Annotated in this window: 15 protein-coding genes; all 15 read right to left on the bottom strand. The window is 69.2% G+C overall.

Annotated elements, in window-relative coordinates; genetic code table 11:
• Positions 1–16 precede the first annotated feature (16 nt).
• Positions 17–1,828, bottom strand: a complete 1,812-nt coding sequence (locus tag GD429_RS20630; RefSeq protein ID WP_152859389.1) for a hypothetical protein — start codon at positions 1,826–1,828, stop codon at positions 17–19.
• A gap of 58 nt (positions 1,829–1,886) precedes the next feature.
• Positions 1,887–3,359 carry a S8 family peptidase gene (locus GD429_RS20625; protein WP_152859388.1) on the bottom strand — a complete coding sequence of 491 codons (1,473 nt, stop codon included), beginning with the start codon at positions 3,357–3,359 and terminating at the stop codon, positions 1,887–1,889.
• Entirely contained in the window at positions 3,356–4,177 is an 822-nt protein-coding gene (locus GD429_RS20620; RefSeq protein ID WP_152859386.1) for a hypothetical protein, read from the bottom strand. Before GD429_RS20620 ends, GD429_RS20625 begins: the two co-directional genes overlap by 4 nt.
• Positions 4,174–4,437, bottom strand: a complete 264-nt coding sequence (locus GD429_RS20615) for a hypothetical protein (protein WP_152859384.1) — start codon at positions 4,435–4,437, stop codon at positions 4,174–4,176. The genes GD429_RS20620 and GD429_RS20615 overlap by 4 nt, the downstream gene beginning before the upstream one ends.
• The gene (locus GD429_RS40530; protein ID WP_193727148.1) at positions 4,434–5,588 is read right to left on the bottom strand and encodes a hypothetical protein; all 1,155 of its coding nucleotides are present in this window, start codon (positions 5,586–5,588) and stop codon (positions 4,434–4,436) included. Before GD429_RS40530 ends, GD429_RS20615 begins: the two co-directional genes overlap by 4 nt.
• A 19-nt stretch (positions 5,589–5,607) precedes the next feature.
• Entirely contained in the window at positions 5,608–9,372 is a 3,765-nt protein-coding gene (locus GD429_RS20605; RefSeq protein WP_227791694.1) for an N-acetylmuramoyl-L-alanine amidase, read from the bottom strand.
• 9 nt (positions 9,373–9,381) lie between these two features.
• Complete coding sequence (locus tag GD429_RS20600) at positions 9,382–9,789, bottom strand: DUF3467 domain-containing protein (protein WP_321574742.1); 408 nt, start codon at positions 9,787–9,789, stop codon at positions 9,382–9,384.
• A 161-nt stretch (positions 9,790–9,950) separates the two neighbouring features.
• Entirely contained in the window at positions 9,951–10,913 is a 963-nt protein-coding gene (locus GD429_RS20595; protein ID WP_152859382.1) for a sigma-54 interaction domain-containing protein, read from the bottom strand.
• Positions 10,914–11,390: 477 nt separating this feature from the next.
• The gene (locus GD429_RS20590) at positions 11,391–12,263 is read right to left on the bottom strand and encodes an IclR family transcriptional regulator (protein WP_152859380.1); all 873 of its coding nucleotides are present in this window, start codon (positions 12,261–12,263) and stop codon (positions 11,391–11,393) included.
• Between the two features lie 65 nt (positions 12,264–12,328).
• Positions 12,329–12,655, bottom strand: coding sequence for an H-NS family nucleoid-associated regulatory protein (locus GD429_RS20585; protein WP_152859378.1), 327 nt, complete (start codon positions 12,653–12,655; stop codon positions 12,329–12,331).
• Positions 12,656–12,751: 96 nt separating this feature from the next.
• Positions 12,752–14,047, bottom strand: a complete 1,296-nt coding sequence (locus GD429_RS41170) for a polysaccharide pyruvyl transferase family protein (protein WP_227791693.1) — start codon at positions 14,045–14,047, stop codon at positions 12,752–12,754.
• 45 nt (positions 14,048–14,092) lie between these two features.
• A complete protein-coding gene (locus GD429_RS41165) occupies positions 14,093–15,313 on the bottom strand; it encodes a glycosyltransferase (protein ID WP_227791692.1) in 1,221 nt (406 codons plus the stop codon).
• Entirely contained in the window at positions 15,310–17,691 is a 2,382-nt protein-coding gene (locus GD429_RS20575) for a DUF4838 domain-containing protein (RefSeq protein ID WP_152859376.1), read from the bottom strand. The genes GD429_RS41165 and GD429_RS20575 overlap by 4 nt, the downstream gene beginning before the upstream one ends.
• Entirely contained in the window at positions 17,688–18,518 is an 831-nt protein-coding gene (locus GD429_RS20570; protein ID WP_152859374.1) for a glycosyltransferase family 2 protein, read from the bottom strand. The genes GD429_RS20575 and GD429_RS20570 overlap by 4 nt, the downstream gene beginning before the upstream one ends.
• A 67-nt stretch (positions 18,519–18,585) precedes the next feature.
• A complete protein-coding gene (locus GD429_RS20565) occupies positions 18,586–19,656 on the bottom strand; it encodes a glycosyltransferase family 4 protein (protein WP_152859372.1) in 1,071 nt (356 codons plus the stop codon).
• Positions 19,657–19,659: the final 3 nt, after the last annotated feature.

Raw genomic sequence — 19,659 nt, 5'->3', positions numbered from 1 at the left:
CGCACGCAACGCCGGTTCAGTGCGGGCGGTTCGAGTAGTAGCTCGCGCCGTTGTGCGTGCCGACGCCGTAGCCCGCCGTCACCGGCACGCCCGTGCCGAGGCCGAGGCCGATGCCGGCGCCGATATCGCCGACGCCGTCCAGCATCTCGCGCGCCATCGCCGGGATCGGCACCGGCTTCGACGTCATCTGCGGCGCCTCGCGCGGCTGCGAGAACTGCTCGATCTGCGTATCGGTGGTCGCGGTATCGGCCAGCCACAGTTCGCACGCGTTGACCAGGTCGTAGTCGGTGGGATCGACGGTCGACTTGTGGTTCGACGACACGTCGGGATTGGCGATCTGGTCGATGCTGAGCAGCGGGCCGGTCGCCTTGTTGACGCGATCGACGTTGTTGGCCAGCCACGCGGTGATGATCGTGCCGCAGGTCGCCAGCGTGCGATAGCGCGAGCTGGTGCGCGCGCCGCCCAGATCGTAGGTCGCGACCTGGTCGATCACCTGCCACATGTCCTTCGCGCCGTAGCAGCCGCGGATCTCGGGGTCCTGCAGCAGGTCGATCATGAACTTGACCTGCGACTGGATCTCGCGCGCGGCGTAATGCGCCATGCCGTAGCCGTGCAGCGACAGGTTGCCGGCGAGATCCCGGGCGGCCTTGCGCACCTGCTGGTGGTTGATCGGGTTCGGCACGCTCGCGCGCAGCAACGAGTCGACCTCGGTCTGTCGCACGAACGACGACACCGACGACACGAAGCGGATCCACAGGTCGTTGAATTCGCGGTTGCCGGCCGTATTCGGATCGCCGCCCGGCACGCCGAGCGTGATCGCCGCGAAGTTCTTGCGCTCCTGCTCGGAGATGCGGTTCGGCGTTTCGCGCCAGTAGCGATAGAGCAGCTTGCCGGCATTGCCCGGGCCGATCGGCAGCGTGCCGTGCTGGAACTGCTCGACGATGCGGTCGACCACCTGGAACACCTTGAGCTCGTCGAACATCGCGGCGACGATCATCGGGCCCATCACGCGCACATTGTCGGCGACGATGTTCGCGTCCTCCAGATCCTCGAGGTTCGGCAGGTCGATGCCGAGATCGGCGATCGCGTCCTCGCCGCCGATGTTCTGGACGGTGTTCAGCTCCTCGTTGATGCGGCGGCGCAACTGCGGCTCGTCGGCCTGGATCTTGCGGGCCTGCAGGCCGCGCATCACCCGCGCGAATTCGGTGGCGACCACGCCCGGCTGCTGGCCGTGGCGGCCGTCGGGGTCGCCCTCGATGCATAGCAGCGCCAGCACCCGCTGCGCAAGCGCCCCGTACGAATTGGCTTCGCCCACCGCCGCGAAGAACTGGCGGGTGAACGCGTTCATCAGCCCGTTGCCGTCGTCCGGCACGATCTTGCCGTCCGCGACCGTCACAGGCGGCGGCGTGGCCCCGTCCACCGCGAGGATGCCCAGCACCAGCGCGACCAGCGTGATCGACGCTTGCTCGGGATCCTCGCCGTTCGCGCCGTTCGCGCCATTTGCGCCGCTCGCGCTGCCCGGGCCGAAGATCAGCTGGCCGTTTTTCTCGGTACGCAGCGGCGGGTTGATTAGCGACTTGCCGGCAAGCAGCTCGCGGGTGGCGACGAACAGCGGATCGCAGACTTCCGCCTCGTCGTCGGACGCCGTCTTGCTGGCGTAGACCACGTCGAGAATGGCCTTGCACAGGGCGAGCTGCTGCCGCTCGGCAGCGACCAGGGGCCGCTTCAGCGACTCGAGCCGGTTGACGATATCGACCAGCCCGTCGCGTGCCCGGGTCTCGAGGTCGACGAGGTCGAGGAAGCGGACTTGATGATTGACATGAAACATTTAACTTCTCCTTGAAATCCGGTCGGTTCGAGGGAATGAACGGGATCCGGTGCGCAAGTCAGCCGTCGTCGGCGCTTCCTTCCTTGTCCGTGCAACCGTCGTCGCCCGCCGCTTCGTACGCGTCGATGCGGCCGGACAGCGCCTGCAGCGCCGCCGCCGCGTCGAGAATGCCGGCGCCGCAGCCGTCGGCCGCGCCGGGCGCGAACGGGCGGGCGGTGGCGACGAGCAGATCGCGCACCGTCGCGCCGTCGAGCGGATAGGCGCGGCGCTGCGCATACGCGACGAGCAGCGCCGCGGCGCCCGCAACGAACGGCGCGGCAAAGCTGGTGCCGGTTGCAAGCTGATAGGCCTCGATCGCGCTCGTCAGCACCCGTTCGCCCGGTGCGCACAGCGCGACGTGCGGGCCGCGCGTCGAGAACGGGGTGGGCCGTCCGTCGTCGCCCACGGCACCGACCGCGATCACCTGCGGGTAGGCGGCGGGCCAGTAGCGGGTGACGCTGCCGTTGTTGCCGCTCGCGGCAACGAGGATGCAGCCGCGCGCGGCGGCATACGCAATCGTGTCGGCATGCGGTTTCGGGCGGTTGGCGGCGATCGTCGCATCGTCGGTGCCGAAACTCATGTTGATGACCTTGGCGCCGAGGTCGACCGCCAGCTTGAGCGCGCGGTCGAGGTCGGCGATCGCGCCGAGCCCGACCGCGTGCGCGTTGCCCGGCAGGCGGGCGGCCGCCAGCGCGCGCATCGGCAGGATGCGGCAATCGCCGCCGAGTCCGCGCGGCATCGCCACGCCCTCGGCGGCGATGATGCCCGCGCAACCCATGCCGTGGCCGACGAAGCGGTCCTCGGGAAAATCGCCGCGATGGCCATGGCCGCTCAGCAGTTGCACGCCCGGCGACAGATCGCCGGGTTCCAGCCGCACCGTGTCGGCGCCCGCGCGGAACGCGTGGACGAATTCGGGATGCTGGCGGGCGATGCCGCTGTCGATGAGGCCGACCGTGACGCCGCTGTCGCCCCGCTCGATCGCATGCGCGTCGGCCATGCGCACCAGCGCACGGGCATCCTGCGCGAACCGTGCAGCCGGCGGCACGGGCGCCAGCCGGCCGGGTGCGTCCATCGGCACCATCGCCACGTAGTTGGGCGTCACGCTTTCCACGCTCGCGAGCTGCGCGAGCGAGTCGCACAGCGCACCGATCGGCGTGCCGGCCGGCACGCGCAGCAGCAGCGTGCGAGCCACGCCCGTCGCCTGCTCGACCGCGTCGTAACCGTGGTGCGCCTGCCCGGGCACCCAGCGCCCGGCCACCGCGCTGAACGGGCGCACCGCGAGAAAGCGGCCTGCGAACGCGACCACGATGCGGTCGACCGGGCCGCCGTCGATGCATTGCGCGGCGGCCAGCGCGCCGCGCGTCACGTCGCGGATCGACGGCACATGCTCGGGCGCTTCGCCGAGCGCCAGCTTCAGGAGCAGGCTGGTCGGCAGGCTGAACTGCCGCTCGCCGGGCGACGCCCACGGCGCGCCGAGTGCATGGATCGTCATGGCCGCGTCTCCTCCTGACCGGGAACGGCGGCCAGGGTCATCGGCCTGGAGGCGGGCGCCGGCGGCGGCGCGAAGGCGCTCAGGTCGAACGCCACGGCGGCGGCATGCCGGCTCGTCGGCGAGACGGCGAGTTCGCCGGCCCACTGGTCGCGACCGGGCGCGAGCAGCAGCTCGTCGTCCGCCGATTGCAGCACGGCGACCGGACGATTGCCGATCCGCACCAGCGGCGCGTGCCCGCCATTAACGAGATTGCGCCCGACCACGCGCAGCAGCGGCGACGCATCGGGCAGCGCGTCGGTGGCGGGCGCCACGGGCTCGACCCGCTCGACGCTCGGCGCGGACGCCCGGTCGAGCGCCCGGCGCAGCCGGTCCACGGACAGGTTGGTGACGCGGCCGATCGCATGCACCATGTCGCGCTGCTCGGCCTGCCGAAATTGCGTGACCGTGCGTACGCCGGCCCATTCCAGCCGCTTGCGGTCCTCGGCCGAGAGTTCGTCGCCCAGCGCGTCCAGCGGCTGGTCCTTGCTGTCCTCGGACAGCGCGATCGCGTTCTCCTCGATCGCCGGCCGCGTGATGGTCGTGAAGACGAGATGGAAGGTGCTGCTGTCGGTGTCGCCCGGGCCGGCGGGGCGAATCCAGACCTCGCTTTCGACGAATTCGACGTGGGCGCGCAAATCGAGATTGACGTCCTTGATCGCGAAGGTCAGCGGCAGGTTGAGGTTGCGCGCCTTGATCGCCATCGCCGCCTGCGCGTTGTCGAGCTGGCTCTGCACGGCCTGGATGAAATCCTCGAGGCGCAGGCTGGCGTTGCTGTTCATTGCCCCGCTCCGCCGGCCGGCACGGCTTCAAGGACGATCACGAGCCGCGCCGGCTCCGGATCGAACGCCGTACGGGTCAGGAACCGCGGCAGGTCGCCGGCCAGCTCGATGCCGCCGGCGCCGCGCGCGACACGCAGGTCGAGCGGCAGCTCCATGGCCAGCGAGCGCACCTGCAGCCCCTGCGCCGCCCCCGCGGTCAGCAGCTCGGCAACGTCGGCAAACGCGCCCAGCGTCTCGCCCAGCGGCCGCTGCGAAATCATGCCGGTTCTCCTCGAGTGGATGCGGGCGCAGCCGAAGCGGCCGGAGCAACCGGAGCAGCGGGCGCGGCAGATGCGGCCGGCGCCGCCGGCAACGCAGGCGTCGCCGCGGGCGCGGGCGCCGCAACCGGCGCGGCAGGCTGGGCGGCCGTCGCAGCCGTCGGCGCCGGCGGCGCGATCCGCGCCGCCGGCCGGCTGTGCCGCTCCAGCAGATTGCGCGACGCCTCGTCGACGAAACGGTCGAGCGGCAGTGTCTCCGACGCGAAATTGATGCTCACCTTGCCGGTCAGCGTCGCCTTGAGATCGGTATCGGTTTGCGCATTGACCGCAACGGTCGAGACCGTGGTGACGACGTCGCCCGACGTCCCCCGTCCGCCCCAGGTCGTCTGTCCCGACGACGGGTCGTTCGACGTCGCATACTGCACGGCGGCCCGGTCGCGCGCCTTGGCCTGGAAATTGAGGCTGGCGGCGATCGTCCCGTCCTTGACCACGACGCGCTGCATGCCCAGCAGCACCATCGTCGACAACGTCGACAGCCGATGTTGCGCGACGCGCTCGCGGGCGCGGGGCAGCACCACCGATTCGAGCGTCTGGGCGTCGAACGCGCCGTCGGCCGCGCCGAAATCGGCGAGCCACGCAGGCGCGGGCGCCGCGTCGCCGTCACCGTCGCCGGGCCGGACCACCGGCGCGAGACGGTATTCGCCGCCGTCCTGCGCCAGCGTCACGTCGTGCGGATACTGCTCGACCAGCCACGCGCGCGCCTGTCCGTCGGTCACGTTCTCCTGCGCGAACTGGTCAAGCGGCTTGGCCACCGCGCCGACCAGGTCGGCGAAACTCTCGACCTGCTTGATCGAGCTGTCGACGATCGCGTCGTACGTGCCATGCACGAGGCTCGCGACGAAGGTCGGAAAGTCGATCGCGTCGGCCAGTGCCGCCGCACGCCGGCCGATGGCGTCGGTCGCCTTCTCCTTGGGGGGCGCCGACGCGCCCGGGCTGCCGGCCGGCGCGGCCGCTTGCGGCAACGCACCGTCCTGCCGGCCCGGGTCGCTCGCGCCTGAGCCGTCGACGATCTCACGGCCGAACGCGTCGCGAGCGAGCGCCATCGCGGGCGTTGCCGCGCCGCGTGGCGGCGGAGGGGGAATGAGGCGGGCCATCGCGCGTGTCCCTCGGGGGTCAGGCGGGTTGCAATTCGCGCGCCGCGGGTTGCGTGCCGCTTGCCGGGAGCGGCGCCGCGCCGTCGGCGCCGTGCACGGTCTGGAAGCGGCCGTCGCCGTTCAGCGCCACCTCGGTCACGCCGACCTGATCCTCCTCGCCGGCATGCCGGAACGTGGTGGTGATGCGCAGCTTGACGCTGGCCCGCTCGGGGGTGCCGGAACCGCGGCCGATATCGGCGCGCACGAGCGCGCTCCAGCCGTCGAGCATCTGCCCGTCGCCCGGCGCAATCGCCACGTCGCCGACCGCGCCGCCCTGCCACGCCCAGTCGATCGTCACCGGCGCCGACGTGCGGCCGCCCGGCCCGTCGATGTACGGCCAGTCGTCGAGGGCGATGCGCTGACCGGTCATGCGCGGCTGGCCGGCGCCGCCCGCCAGCGCATTGGCGGGCTGGACCAGCCCGGCCAGTTGCGCAAGATCGTAGCTGCGCCCGTCGCGGCTCTCGGTGCGCCGGGTCAGGCTCACGCCGAAGCCGAATTCGCCGCCCGCGGCCGGCGGCTCGACGCCGAGCGCGTAGCCCGCGCCCGCCGCGCTGCCGCGATTGATCAAGTGGCCGAACGTGCCGCCCGCATGCATGAGCTGGATCACGCCGATGCCGGCCGCGGTCTCGTATTCCGACACGAAATCCTCGTAGGTCATGATGTAGCGGCTGCCGGTCGCGTGGGTCGGCGGCAGGGTCCGCGCGCCGGGATGGCCCGGCGTGCCGACCACACGGTCCAGCGGATCGGTGATCCGCACGAAATACGCGTCGCCGCTGCGATACATGCCCGTCACCACCACCGCATGGAAGAAGTTGACCGGCGCGCGCACGACTTCGGCGACCCAGATCGGCCCGTTGGCCTCGAGCAACCGCCGAAAGCCTTCGGGCGAGAAGCTCGCATTGGGTTCGACCGTGAGGCTCGACGCCCCGGCGAAGACCGCCACCTCGGCCGGCTTCAGGCCATCCTGCATCTGGCGCTCGAGGCTGATGCAGCGCGCGAGCAGCGCCGGGTCGACGCTCTGGTTGTCGCGCCAGCCGATCACCATCGACGCGGCCGTTGCCCAGCACCCCATGTCGGTGGGCTGCGGGGTCAGCTGCACCTCGTCCCAGTTCACCGTCCAGTCGTCGGCGCCCAGCGCGCGCGCGGCGCCCGGGGCGACCGACAGCGCCTGGCCGATGCCGAAGAAGCTGCGGCTCGGGATCGGTGCCTTCAGGTGGCCGACATACGCGAGCGTTCCCGGGGCCATCGTGCCGGTCGACAGGCTGGCGAGATCGCCCGGCGGCACCCAGTGCGGCGGCACGCTGACGATCGGCCTGCCCGCGTCCTGGAAGGACTGGGCGACCAGTTGCGAGCAGAAGAAGTTGTCGGTGTCGGCGCCTTCGCCGAGCTCGATGCGGCCGACGAAACGGCGGCAGCGCTCCGCCGCGTCGCCCGACAGCAGTTCGCACGCGTGGCGATCGATCAGGTAGCTGCCGCAACGGACCAGCCCGACATAGTTGAAGCCGCGATCGAGGTAGCGCGCGGCGGCATCGGCGACCTGCCGCTTCTGCGTATCGGTCAGGCCCGGCACCCGGAACGCGACCGCGAGGCGCGCATCGGCCAGCGCATCCGCGAGCGGGCGCAGCTGGACCCCGCCGGGAATCGCCTCGATCACCTGCCCGCCTTGCCCGACATAGAGCATCGCATGGCTGACCTCGGCGCCGGAGCCGGCACGAATCACGCCGGAGCCGGGATTGCCGGTGGTGCTGAGAATGATGTCGCCGATCTCCAGCGCGTCGGCGCCGATCGACAGGCCGCCGACGCCCGGATCGAGCGGAATGTCGTCGCCGAGGCCGCGGGCGGCGAGCCCCAGCGCCTGGCCGGCCGCCTGCGGCTGGCAGGTGCGGCTGTTGACCAGCCGCATGAAGTAGTCCCAGTCCCAGTTGCCGTCGGGGCACGCGGTATGGCCGGTCGACGTGTCGGCCTCGCGATGGCCCATGATCGTGGTGCGATTGATCGGCAGCTGATACTTGTCGCACAGCGACGCGACCAGCGCCGCCGAGGTTTCATACTGGAGCTGGGTCGGCGCCAGCGCGTCGAAATGCTGGACGGTGCCGTTGCGACGCGGGTAGTCGGCACCGCCGCGCTTCACGGCGATATGCTCGATGCCGATGCTGCGCTGGTTCGAGCCCTTGCAGTGCCACGCCGTGTCGGCCTCGGAGACGAACTGGACGACTTCGCCCGCCTGCCCGACCAGGTAATGCGAACTCACCTTGGACGCGGTATTGGTGAAGGTATTCACCACGTGCTGCACGGTGGGCACGTCGGCGATGTGGATGATGACGCGGTCGATCGTCCTGCTGCCGCGCCCCTCGTCGAAATTCGGGCTGGCCGCGGTGCGCGTGACGAGGCTGTTCTCGCGCGCCCCCAGCGCCAGCGCACTGGCCGTTGCGGACGGCTCGGCGGCCGCGTCGTCGTCGCTGTACGGCGGCGTATCGATGCCGTATGCCTCCGGGTCGTCGCTCAGGCCGCGCGACCACGCGAACGACGACGCGGTGGCGATCGTGCCCGACGCGGCGCGCGAGACGCCGACGAAGATGCTCACCGGGCTGCCGACGCTGGCGCCGGCCGACAGCGTGACGCCGACGAATTCGTTGCGGGCGTTGAACAGCGCCGAGATGCCGCCCGCCGGGGCTTCGCCGATCATCACGCCCACCGACGTGCCGGCGCCCGCGAAATCGTCGATATGCCCGCGCAGCAGGCTGATCTGGCCGGTGACGCTCGCCGACACGATGAAGCCGAAGTCGAGCTCGCCCGCCGCGAAGGCGCCAATGTCGTCGCCATTGGCGTCGAAGATGAGGCCGACCGAGCCAGAGCCCCCGGCTTCCAGCCCGGCGCCCGCGCCAGCGCCGATCGAGACCGACAGGCCGTTGCGCATCGCGACCGGCAGCAGCAGCAGCAGCGACGCGGTGGCCGGATTCGCGCTCAGCATCGCGCGCAGCGCGGCCCGCTCGACGGTCGAGAGCTTGCGCGGCCGCGGCCAGGTAAAGCTGCGGCGCTCGCCGGCAAGGCGGAACTCGGCATCGTCGCCCATCCCCTGCGAGACGGGCGCCGGCGCGGCGGCGGGCGCCGGTGCCGGCGCAGGGGGCGTCGCTGCGACCGGCGCTGCGGCGTGCAGCGGCGGCAGCGGGCCGAACCCGTCGTCGTAGTGGACGTCGTGGTGTGGCGCGGCAGCCTCGACGCCCGGCTGCGGCGCGGCGGGAACGGCTGCCGGCGCGGCTGGCGCCGGCACGGCGGTGGCGCCCGGCCGGGTGCCGTCGCCCGCCCAGTTCAACAGCGGGCCCCTGACGCCGGCCCCCCCGCGCGTCGGGAACATGAGGACCCTGCGCAACCCCCGGTCGCTGAGCCCCGACAGCGACACGTAGGGGCTGTCGGCATTCGGCAGGACGTCCACCGTCCACGCGTCGGCATCGGGCGACGCGGCGGTGGCGAGACCGAACCACAGCCGGCCCGCGCCCGCGAAGCGCGTCAGCACCGCCGGCGGCACCATGAACACCGCTTCGCCGCGCGGGATCGCCAGCAGGCCGTCCTCGCGGCTGGTGTAGAACGTCGACGACGTGCGGCCTTCCTTGCGCACGAACAGCGCGGGATCGGTGGCGATCACCAGTTCGGCGACGCACGGCGCGTGGCCCACGCGAATCGTGAAGCCCAGCATCGGGAAGCGGTCGGTCACGACCATGCGGTTGGGATGGAGTTGCGCTGCCATGTCGTGTCCTCAGCTCTGGTTTTGATCGGGCTCGTCGCGACGGCCGCCGAGCATCGGCTTGCTGCGCGCATCGATCGCGCGCTGTTCGAATTCCTGCGGGGGAAGAATCGCCAGATCCGGTTCCGGTTCGGCGATGTCGGCAATGTCGGGGATGTCGTGGTGCGTCGCTTCGAACTGGGCGATCGAGCGCGCGAGCAACTGCGCCAGCAGCTTGGCGTGAACCGGGCTGACCGCGATGCGGCTCATCAGCTGGACGTTGCCGGACTGCGGCTCGACCTGTCCGGCATCGATCAGGAACTCGAACGCGTTATGCCCGACCTCGAAATAATTCGCATAACTGGCCAGCAGCGACCGTGGCTGGCCGGCCGGCTGCGCCGGGTCCGGCGGGGCGTCCTGGAGCGGCTCGATGACGTGCACGACGGCCTCCTTGCATGGCGACGGGCGGTCTGTCCGTCGATCTTCGCAAGGAGCGGGCCAACCCGCGCGCGCTGACGCAAGCGCATGATTTGCCGTGGGATTTCCCGGTCGGACCGGAATGCGTGAAGGCTGCCGGGCCGTACCATGTGACAGCCGCACTGTCACACTGATGCAGTGTTGCCGCCGTCCAGGTTGTACTTGGCCAGCTTGCGGTACAGCGTCATGCGCGACCAGTTCATCTGGCGCGCCGCCTCCATCTTGTTCCAGTTGGTCTGTCGCAGTACCGAGACCAGCCGTTCGCGCTCATGTTCGCCGGCGGAAAAGTCCTGCAAGAACAGGCGGCGAAACGCCGGCGGCAGGTCGCCCAGCCCGAACGGGCGCCCTTCCGGCGCATCGATGAACAACGCCTCGACCAGGTTGCGCAGCTCGCGCACGTTCCCCGGCCACGGGTAGTGCCGCATGCACTCGAGCAACGCCGGATCGGGCCGCCCCACCCGCATCGCGCGCCGCTGGTTGTGTTCGGCGACGAAGTGATCGACGATCGACGCGATGTCCTCCGGCCGCTCCCGCAGCGGCGGTATCTCGATGCGCGCGACGTTCAGGCGATAGAACAGATCGGGGCGGAAACGGCGTTCGGCGACCAGGTCCTCCAGTCTTTCGTTGCTGGCGGCCACGATCCGGACGTCGACCGCGCGTCGGCGCAGCGAGCCGACCGGCATCACCGTGCGGTCTTCGAGCAGGCGCAGCAGCTTGGCCTGGACGGCGGGCGGCATCTCGCTGACTTCGTCGAGGAACAGCGTGCCGCCGTCGGCCTCGACGAAGCGGCCGGGAAACGCGTTCTGGGCGCTGGTGAAAGCGCCGCGCTCGTGGCCGAACATCTCGGATTCGAACAGGCTGTCGGGCACGGCGGCGCAGTTGACCGCGATGAATGGCTTGCCGATGCGGGCGCTGAGGCGATGGACGGCGGCGGCGACGCGCTCCTTGCCGGTGCCGGTTTCGCCGGTCACGAGCACCGTCGTATCGGTCTGCGCGACCTTCGCCAGATAGCGGCGCAGGTCGGCCATCGCCGAACTCGAGCCATGCAGCCCGAGTGACGTCGCCTGAATACTTCCGGTCGTGCTCATGCGCGCGCCGCTCGGCTAGCAAACCGCTGACGGGTTATGCGCAGCCCCGATTTTCATCGCCACTTCCCCCCCGCTGGATATTGAGGAACAAGGCAGCCATCCTCGATGGCGATTGTCGGCACGCGTTTAATTAGTACTTGGCGATGCGTATTGAATGGATAACCGCGTGTCCCGGCGCCGGCTGATAATCAGTGTAGTGTCATTATCGATATTCGTACAACCTATCGACTACCGACGCTCGTGCACGAAATACCGGCCGCCGATGCGCGTGCGAGCCGATCAGCGAAAGCATGCGCCGGCGCAAAAAACGAACGGGCGATTTCACGCATTTTTCATAATGGGATCGATGCGCCGAGCCCCGGCGTTGCTTCGTGAATGGCGCAGCGGATCGGCGAAACGGCGCGCGGTGCGGGCGGCTGTCGCGTCGCGCGTGATCGCACGCGCGGGCGCCGCGCCATACGAATCTCCGGAATACCCTCAACCCGCCCGACGCGCACTCCGCGCCGGCTCGCGCGACGGCATCTCGACGGCGGATTGCATGAACCGCTGATCGACCGTCGCGGAAATGCGCTGTGCCGTTTCGCCCAGCGCGACGCCGATCTGCCTGATCGACATCGCCCCGGCCTCTCCCGAGAGCGCCAGGTATGGGCAAGCAAGGATCGCGATTGCCGAGCCCGACTTGTCGACGATCGGCGTTGCGATATCCGTGATGCCGGGAATGCGCTCATTCGGGCGGCAGATATAACCGTCTACCTGATGGGTCGGCAATGCTTCGTCACCGCGCGGCTGATTCCACGACTCGACATCGTGCCCGATGGTCCGATGCAATCGGGTTCGCACGTCTTCGTCCTGAAAAGCCAGGTACATCTCTCCCGCGGCGCTGCCGTGCAGCGGAACGCGCGTGCCGACCCGGACCGCCAGGTTCCATTCCGTTTCAGCGCCGGCCGTTGCGATCACAACCATCGTGTCGCCATCGAATACCGTCAGGTAGCACGACTGGACCGTCTGCAACGCGAACTGCTGCAGGAGCGGTGCGACAAGCGCGCCGAGCGATCGTGTCGGCGCATGATGCTGTCCGAGAAAATAAAGCTTCATGGTCAGCGCGTAACGGTCGTAACGATCCACCCTGTAGATGTAACCCCGCTCCTCGAGCACCTGCATCATCCGATACAGTTCGCTCCGGCTGCGCTTCAACGCGCGACAGATGTCCGCCTGCGCCATTCCGTACTCGCGACCGACGAGCAACTCGAGAATATCGAGGCCCTTCTCGAGCGCCGGCGCACGATAATTCGCTTTTTTCTTGAGACCCGAACCGTCGGGGTCAACCGGATCTTCGTTTGGATTCCGCATGTAAAACGATGCCTCTGGAATTCAGCTCATTCGAGTCACGCCGGACGCAGGCGCCTGCCCGGCAATCAGCTCGTTTCCGGCCACCATGGCTGCGGCGTTTCCCGGATCAGATAGTCGTCCGGGTTCTTGCCGGCCAGCCACCTGGGACGCACGCCTTTGCCGGACCACGATCGGCCGGTGTCCGGGTCGTAGTATTTCGCCGGCGCCTTCCGCGGCCGGGCCTTGATGAAGCCCGCCGCTCGCAGCAATTCGATTTCGGTAATGCCGAACTGCCTGACGTGCTCGCCAATCTCCTTGAGCCTGGCCTGCTTCTCTTTCTGCCTGACTTCTTCGACGATCAGGTTCAATTGGCCGAGCTGCTGTTGAAGCTCGCGCAGGGTAGGACGCTTCATGTGACACATTCCGTGGAGAGTCGACAGGTTGCGGTTCGACCGCGCGCGCGTCATGCGGCGCTGCGGCGAATACGGAAAAAATATCGCGGACGCCGCTCACGACGGCCGGATCGCGTGGATCACGCCGCGCAGGTTTCTGCATGACGCCTCCTTTACGCGCGGCAGCGCGGTTTGCACCTGGTTGCGCAGTTGCGGAAGCGCCGACACGAACCGGTCCAGCACCGCCGCCAGATGGGTGGAACGCATCGCGTCCTCGGGCTTCAGCAAGAAGGCGTCCGACAGACCGAAATGACTGAAGAGACCCTGGAACTTGTCCTGATAGGTCAACGCCGCGACAGGCACGCCCATGCCAAGACTGGCAATCGCCAGATGCATGCGTCCCGTCACCACGCCGTCCACCTGCCCTGAAATGGCCTTCAGTTCCGCCGCCGACATCCTGGTGCGCGGGTAGCAAAGCCGCTCGCCCATCGTCGCGGCCAATGCGCGATGCAGCGGCTCGAGACAGGTATCGTCGCCGTCCCGGCCGCGATAGTCGTGGGACAGCAGCACGATGCCGATCCGATGACGCTCCGCGAGTTCGCGAATGGCTGCCTGCGCCGACGCGACCAGCGCCGCGATATCGTCGTCGCTGGCCCGGCGGATCAGCATCGGGTGAAGGTTGAATGCGATCACGATGTCGCCGGCCGCGCGGCGCGATGCGACCCACGCGGCCGTGCCCCTGACGCAATCGGACGAGTCGTCCGGCTCGAGCATGAAGGCGGAATCCGCCACGAGCTCCGCGCTCGCCGAACTGAAACGCCTGAATCGATCGAGCGAGACGCCGTCGCGGACGTTGACCATCAGCCGGGCGTCGATCCGATCGAATGCATGCCGCAACTGCATGTACGGCAAGCGGTTGAAGCTGAAGCCGAGAATCGTGCCGGGCACGCCGCGCCGGACCAGCAGATCCGCGGTTGCCAGCAACCTCAGCGACGTAATGGGCGAGTAGTAGCCGTCCATCACGTCGGCGCCGATGACGACCACCGCGCTGGGTCGCAGCGCGGCGAGCCGTTCGACCGTGTCCGTCAGGCGCCATGGCTCGTTCCATGCGTCGACCGCATGCAAACCGAGCCGGGTCGCGGCGTCTGCCGCCGCGGGCGTGGCCGTGACGACCGACACCTTCAACGCACCGTTCGCCTGCCGTAACCGCTCGACGACCGCGCGCAGCATCGCTTCATCGCCTTTCGAGCCGACCAGCGTCCACGGATCGCACGGCAGGACCAGCAGATGGGCGGCGGACGCGCCGTCGTCGCCTGCGACGCGTCGTGCGGCCTCACGACGCCATTGCATGGTCAATCGCTTGACATACAACCAGACGCGAAGCCGCTGCGTCAGACCGGCCAGTTTCGACATGTTCTGTTTCCCTGAATGATTCGATGGTTTCGAAGGATGCATCCGTCAGGCCGGCGCGGCGACCGGCCGCCGCCGCTGGAGCGTCTCGCGAAGCACGCGAAGCTGCGTGTCGTGCCAGGCCCGCGCGCAATCGCGCGCCGCCGCGCCCTGGGCAATACGATGCGCGCGGTCCGTCGCGAGCCGGACGACCGCATCCGAAAAGCCCTGCGGATCGCCGTCGCGCACGACGGTCACCCCGTGCAGGTCATGCTCGCCGAGGCCACGCGCGCCCGTCCGGGTGCTGACGATCGGCACGCCGAGCGCCATGCTTTCGAGCAGCTTGATGTTGATGCCCGTGCCGAGCAGCATCGGATTGATCGAGATCGGTGCAATGGCGAATGCGTCGCCCAGCTCGGCGACGGGGCCGTGCTTGACGATGTGCGGCCCGTCGGGCACGGCCGACGCGATCGTGCCGGCGAGATGCACGCGAAACGCCGGCAGCCGGGCCACGATATGCGGCAGGATCTCGTCGACGAAGTATTTGACGGCGTCGCGATTCGGCTGGTTGTCGCTGCCGAGGAAGGTCGCGTCGGCATGCGCGGCACAGTCCACCTGCGGCGGAAACGCCAGCAGGTGGCTCAGCACCGCGACGGCCGGAGTGTCGCCGCTGCCGAGGCGCGCCGCCAGCAGGTCGCCCTCCTCGGCCTGGATGGCCAGCGCGACATGCGCGCGGCGCAATCCGTCGCACTCCCGTTCCGGCGGAATCGAAAACATGTAGCGCTTCGCGCCGAGGCGGCCGATGAACGGCACATGCCGGTCCGCAAAGATGTCGTGCGTATCGATGACCTTGACCACCGTATCGGGAAACGCATCGAGCGCGCGCGAATAAAACACATATTCGACGAACACGGCATCGAATGCGTGGTGCTGCTGCAGCGCGCGCAACTGCCCGGAGAAGCGCTCGCTGAACAATTCGTCGAGCCCCGTGTAGTACGCATGCCGGCTGCCGGCCGCTTTCGCGGCGAGACGACGCACCAGCCAGGCCACCCGCTTGACGCGATACAGCGCCAGCGCCAGGCCCGCGCGGCGCAATATCGACACGCGGTCGGCACCGAACTCCCGGCGATGCGCTTCAAGGTCCATGCCGCCCGTCTGGCGCGATTCCAGATACACGAAATGCACGTCGCAGCCGAGCGACCTGACTGCCCGCGCGAGATTCAGCACGCGACTGCGATTGCCGGCATTGACGGGAAACAGCGGAATGGGCGAGACGATGGCAACTTTCATGAGGCGTTCCCTTTGGGCGGAACCGGCGGCAGCGTGCCGCCAGGCGCGCCGTGACGAATGGCGATGAAGGTGCCGACGCGCACGGACTGTCCTCGCGCGAATCCGACTCCGTGGACATAAATGCCCTTCTCGTGATCGGCGTCATACGCGAACGGGCCGCCCGGGACCGGCAGCCATTCGAATCGCGCGTCGTCGAGCGTGCGCGCCGGCGTGTCGGTGCGCAGCGTCATCGGCGGGTAGGCGCCCACCCGCACGGCCGCAGCGCCAGCACCACCCGCACCGCCGCCTTCCGGCACACGCACCGATGCGTAGACATCCCAGCGCCCGTCGCGCGGCAGCTTGTCGAGCTTGAGCTGGATTGCCCAGACGCCCGAATCGCCGCGTATCGCTATCGCGGCACCGTCCAGCGCAGCCGGGTCGGCCACCATGCGCGCGCTGTCGTAAAGATTCATGCGCGAAACATCGATCGCGCGCCAGTCGCTGTCGGCGAGGCCCGCCACGAGCGGCGGCGCAACGACGGGATGGCGGTCGAGATCGAGCAATGCTCCGAGTGCCGCGAGATTGCCGCTTTGCCGGTACTGACGAACGCCCGCTGCCGAGATCGCCGCGTCGAAGCGCGCGCGCCGCCCGCGAATATCGAGGTCCCAGCCTTCCTGCGCGGCACGCGCCGCGTAGCGGTCGCGCAGCGCCAGGATCACGAAATCGAGCGGCATGCGCGCCTGCCGAACGCGCGCGCTACGCACGGCATCGCCGTCGACCGCACGGGCGGCGGCGTCGAAATCCCGCTCCGACTCGCGGACGAAGTCGTACGTGTACATCGACATGCCGACCGGCGTCTGTTCGGCCAGCACGTCGCCGCTCGCGCGCAGCGCGGCGTGCATGCGATCGATGTAGCGCACGACGGCCGGCGCAGCCGCGCCGTAATAGGCGTCGCAATATTCGCGGACGAGCGTGCGCGGGTCCGCGGTCGGCGTCCAGAGCAGCCGGGCGATCAGCCACACGCGCAGGCTCGCGAATTCGCCGCCGCGCGACTGCCAGTCGCCTTCCGCGAAGTAGCCGTCGACGCTCGGCAACGTGGCGAGCCACGCGATGCTGCGGCCGATCGGATAGAGATTCGGCGTCGGCTGGAGATAGCCGCCGAAGTTCACGACGTGGTCCCACACGGTGACATGCCGCGCGATGTCGCTCCATTTGCGCAGACCGTCGCGCAGCGGCGCGTTGCGGTCCTCGTTCAGCGCGACGCCGTAGTCGACCTGGATCGTCATCGGATACACGCGAACGTGATCCGGAACCTGCATGCCGTCCGGCGGCGTGAAGCCCCAGTGATAGGCCGGCATCGCAAAACGCGCGCCGGGAACCGCCTGCCGGACCTGCGCCGCCACGTCCCGCACCATATCGAGAAACGCCGCCGACGGCGCACCGCCGTGCGCGTCGGCAAACGCGCGGCTGGCTGCGTCCAGATCCCAGCCCCAATCCATGTCGCGGATGCCGAACCAGATGCGGCTCGGGTCGGCTTGCCGCTTCAGGCGCTTCACGATCTCGGCCGCCATCGTGGCGCGGACGTCGGCCGACATCATCGCGAGTTGCCCGCCGGCATACCAGCCGGGATGTGCGGCCGCATACCGGTCGTGCGGCACGAGCGTCCAGAAATCGGCGTCGCCGTCGCGCGCGAGCCAGCTGCGATCCCACATGTCGATACCGGGCGGGGAAGCGCGATACGACGTGCCGTGCGACTCGCCGTTCAGCAGGTTATGCGCGCGGAACGACTTGTCCTCCCCTTCCGCGCTCAACACCTCCCGATACGCGAAGCGCGGAACCTGCCGGACGGGTGTCGTGTCGACGCGCAGCTCGGCCTGTTGCGGCACCTCGGTCGCATCGGGCGCGAGCCACTTCACGCCAAGCTTGCGGTCGAGCCACCAGTACGCGCCGAACAGCGTGCCGCGCGGGGTGTCGCCGGCCACGACGAGGTCGTCGCCGCTGCGGCAGACGACGAAGCCGTCGCTGCCGAGCGGCGCCGCGTGTGCCGAACGGCATCGTTGCGCCGCATGCTCACCGCCGACGACAACGGCCGGCGTCCGGTCGTGCACGTCGTCCGACACGGCGAACGACGCGCCGCTGATCCGCGACAGGTAGTCGGCAACCTCGTCCGCCGCATGGCGCGTCACGGCATCCGTCGCACCGGCACGCACGAGGTAGCGCGCGACGCCACCCTGCGCGAGCAGCACGCGCGGCGCCGACACCGGCGGGTTTCCGGCGACGACATGCGCGTCGTGCGGCGGCCGCACCGGCTGCGCGCAATCGCCGCCGCGCGCGACCACCGCGCACAACGCGACAACCACGGCACGCACGGCGACACGAACCGGCGACGCCGGCCTCATTGCCGTGCGATCCGCGAGATGCCGGGCGGCAACGACAGCGGCACGTGGAACTTGCGGTAGAACCGCCACAGGCTGCGCAGATGATGCCGTCCCGCTCGCGACACGGGGCTCACCGCCGACTGTCGTTGATGATCGTGCACGAGCGTGACGCCCGGCATGCCGAGCACCCGATAGCCGGCCAGCCAGGTCCGCGCGCACAGATCGACATCCTCCATGTACAGGAAATACGATTCGTCCATGCCGCCGAGCGACTCGAACAGGTCGCGCCGCACGACGAACCCCGTTCCCATCACCCATTCGGCATCGAACGGGTTGCCGCACGACCATGCATCGATCATCAGGTGCTGGTTCATCCGCGCGCGAAAGCGGCCCGAGCGGCCGAGCGCGGTGCGTCGCGCGACGATGTCGAGCCAGCTGTAGAACCGTCGCGCCGAGTACTGGCGCCGGCCGTCGGGATACTGCAGGTCGAGCCCGACGAGCCCGGCCTCCGGTCGTGTCTCGAACAGCTCCAGCACTTTCGCCAGCCCGTTCTCGCTAAAACGCGTATCGGGATTGACCACCAGCACGTAGTCGCGCCGACAGGCGGCCATGCCGAAGTTCACGCCGGAGCCGAAGCCCCGATTGCATGCGGCACGCAACAGCCTGACGCCGCGCGGCAACGCGTGTCGCAACCGCGTGTACGAGTCGTCCGGCGACGCATTCTCGACGACGACGATGTCGTCGGCGAGTGCGACGCGCAACGACGTCAATGACGCCACGCATCGTATCGTCAGGTCGGGCGTGCCGTAGTTGACGACGATGACGCTGATTCTTCCTTCGGTTTCCATCGTGATACCCCGCGCCGTGGTTGATTGTGTCGGCCGGTTTGCCCGGCTCTGTTCGTTGACGTGCGCGTCATGCCGACGCGCCGACCTGCTCGACGAGTTGCCAGAACGTGCGCGCCGACGTGTCCCAGTCGAACCGGCGGATCTGCTCCCGGCCTCGCGCGACGAGCGCGTCTCGCCACGCGGCCTCGGTGCCGAGCCGGCGCATGGCGACCGCGATGTCGACAACCGACAACGGGTCGACGAGCATCGCTGCGGCACCCGCCACTTCCGGCATCGCCGACACGCACGAGGTCAGCACCGGTACGTCGGATCCCATCGCCTCGAGGATCGGCAGGCCAAAACCTTCGTACTGCGACACGAACGCGACGAACAGCGCGCCTCGATACAGTTTCGGCATCGCATCGTTCGGCAATACCCCCGCGAATACGAGGCCGTCCGCGCATCGGTGCTGCGCGGCGTGCGCAAGCAGCGACGGGTCGGGGTCGCCGGTCAGCATCAGACGCACGCCGAGCGGCAACAGCCCGCTCGCGGCGAATGCCTCGATCAACCGATGCAGGTTCTTGTAGTTGCGCCGGTTGCCCGGATAGAGCACGTACGGGAACGGATAACCGAGCGTGTCGCGGTTGCGCCGGTACGCAGCGTCGGTCCCGTTGTGGATCGCGTGAACGCGATCCGGCGGCATGCCCGACCAGCGAAGGAATTCGTCGCGCGTGAACTCGGACACGCAGACGATCGCGGTGCAACGCCGGTACAGCGGCCGCAGCACCGTGTCGTAGTAGAAGCGATGCGCGCGCGTGTAGAAGTGGCGATGCGTGAGGTCGTGCACGATGACCACCGACGGGAAATCGGGCGACGCGGCCGGGACGAAACCGGGATTCCAGAACACGGCGTTGCGGGCGGGCAGCCGCCTCAGCGCGCGGCTCAACGCAAGCGGCGACAGCGGGTGCGCGACCCCGCCGCCGACCGGCAGCGGCTCGATGCGGACGGTCGACGGCGCACGCTCGGCATAGGCCGCCATCACGTTGTGGATACCGGTTCCAACCGGCCAGCGCGTGTCGGTATAGACCGTGAGGGGCGCGCGCTCGGTGCGCTCGGCACGGTCGGCGCATTCGGTCGAAGCGGTGGAGATCGTGCTCATCGT

The sequence above is a fragment of the Burkholderia sp. BE17 genome, from assembly GCF_009362305.1.
Lineage (GTDB): Bacteria > Pseudomonadota > Gammaproteobacteria > Burkholderiales > Burkholderiaceae > Burkholderia > Burkholderia pyrrocinia_C.
The sequence above is the reverse complement of the archived record's forward strand: the minus strand, read 5'-3'. Positions and strand labels throughout refer to the sequence as shown.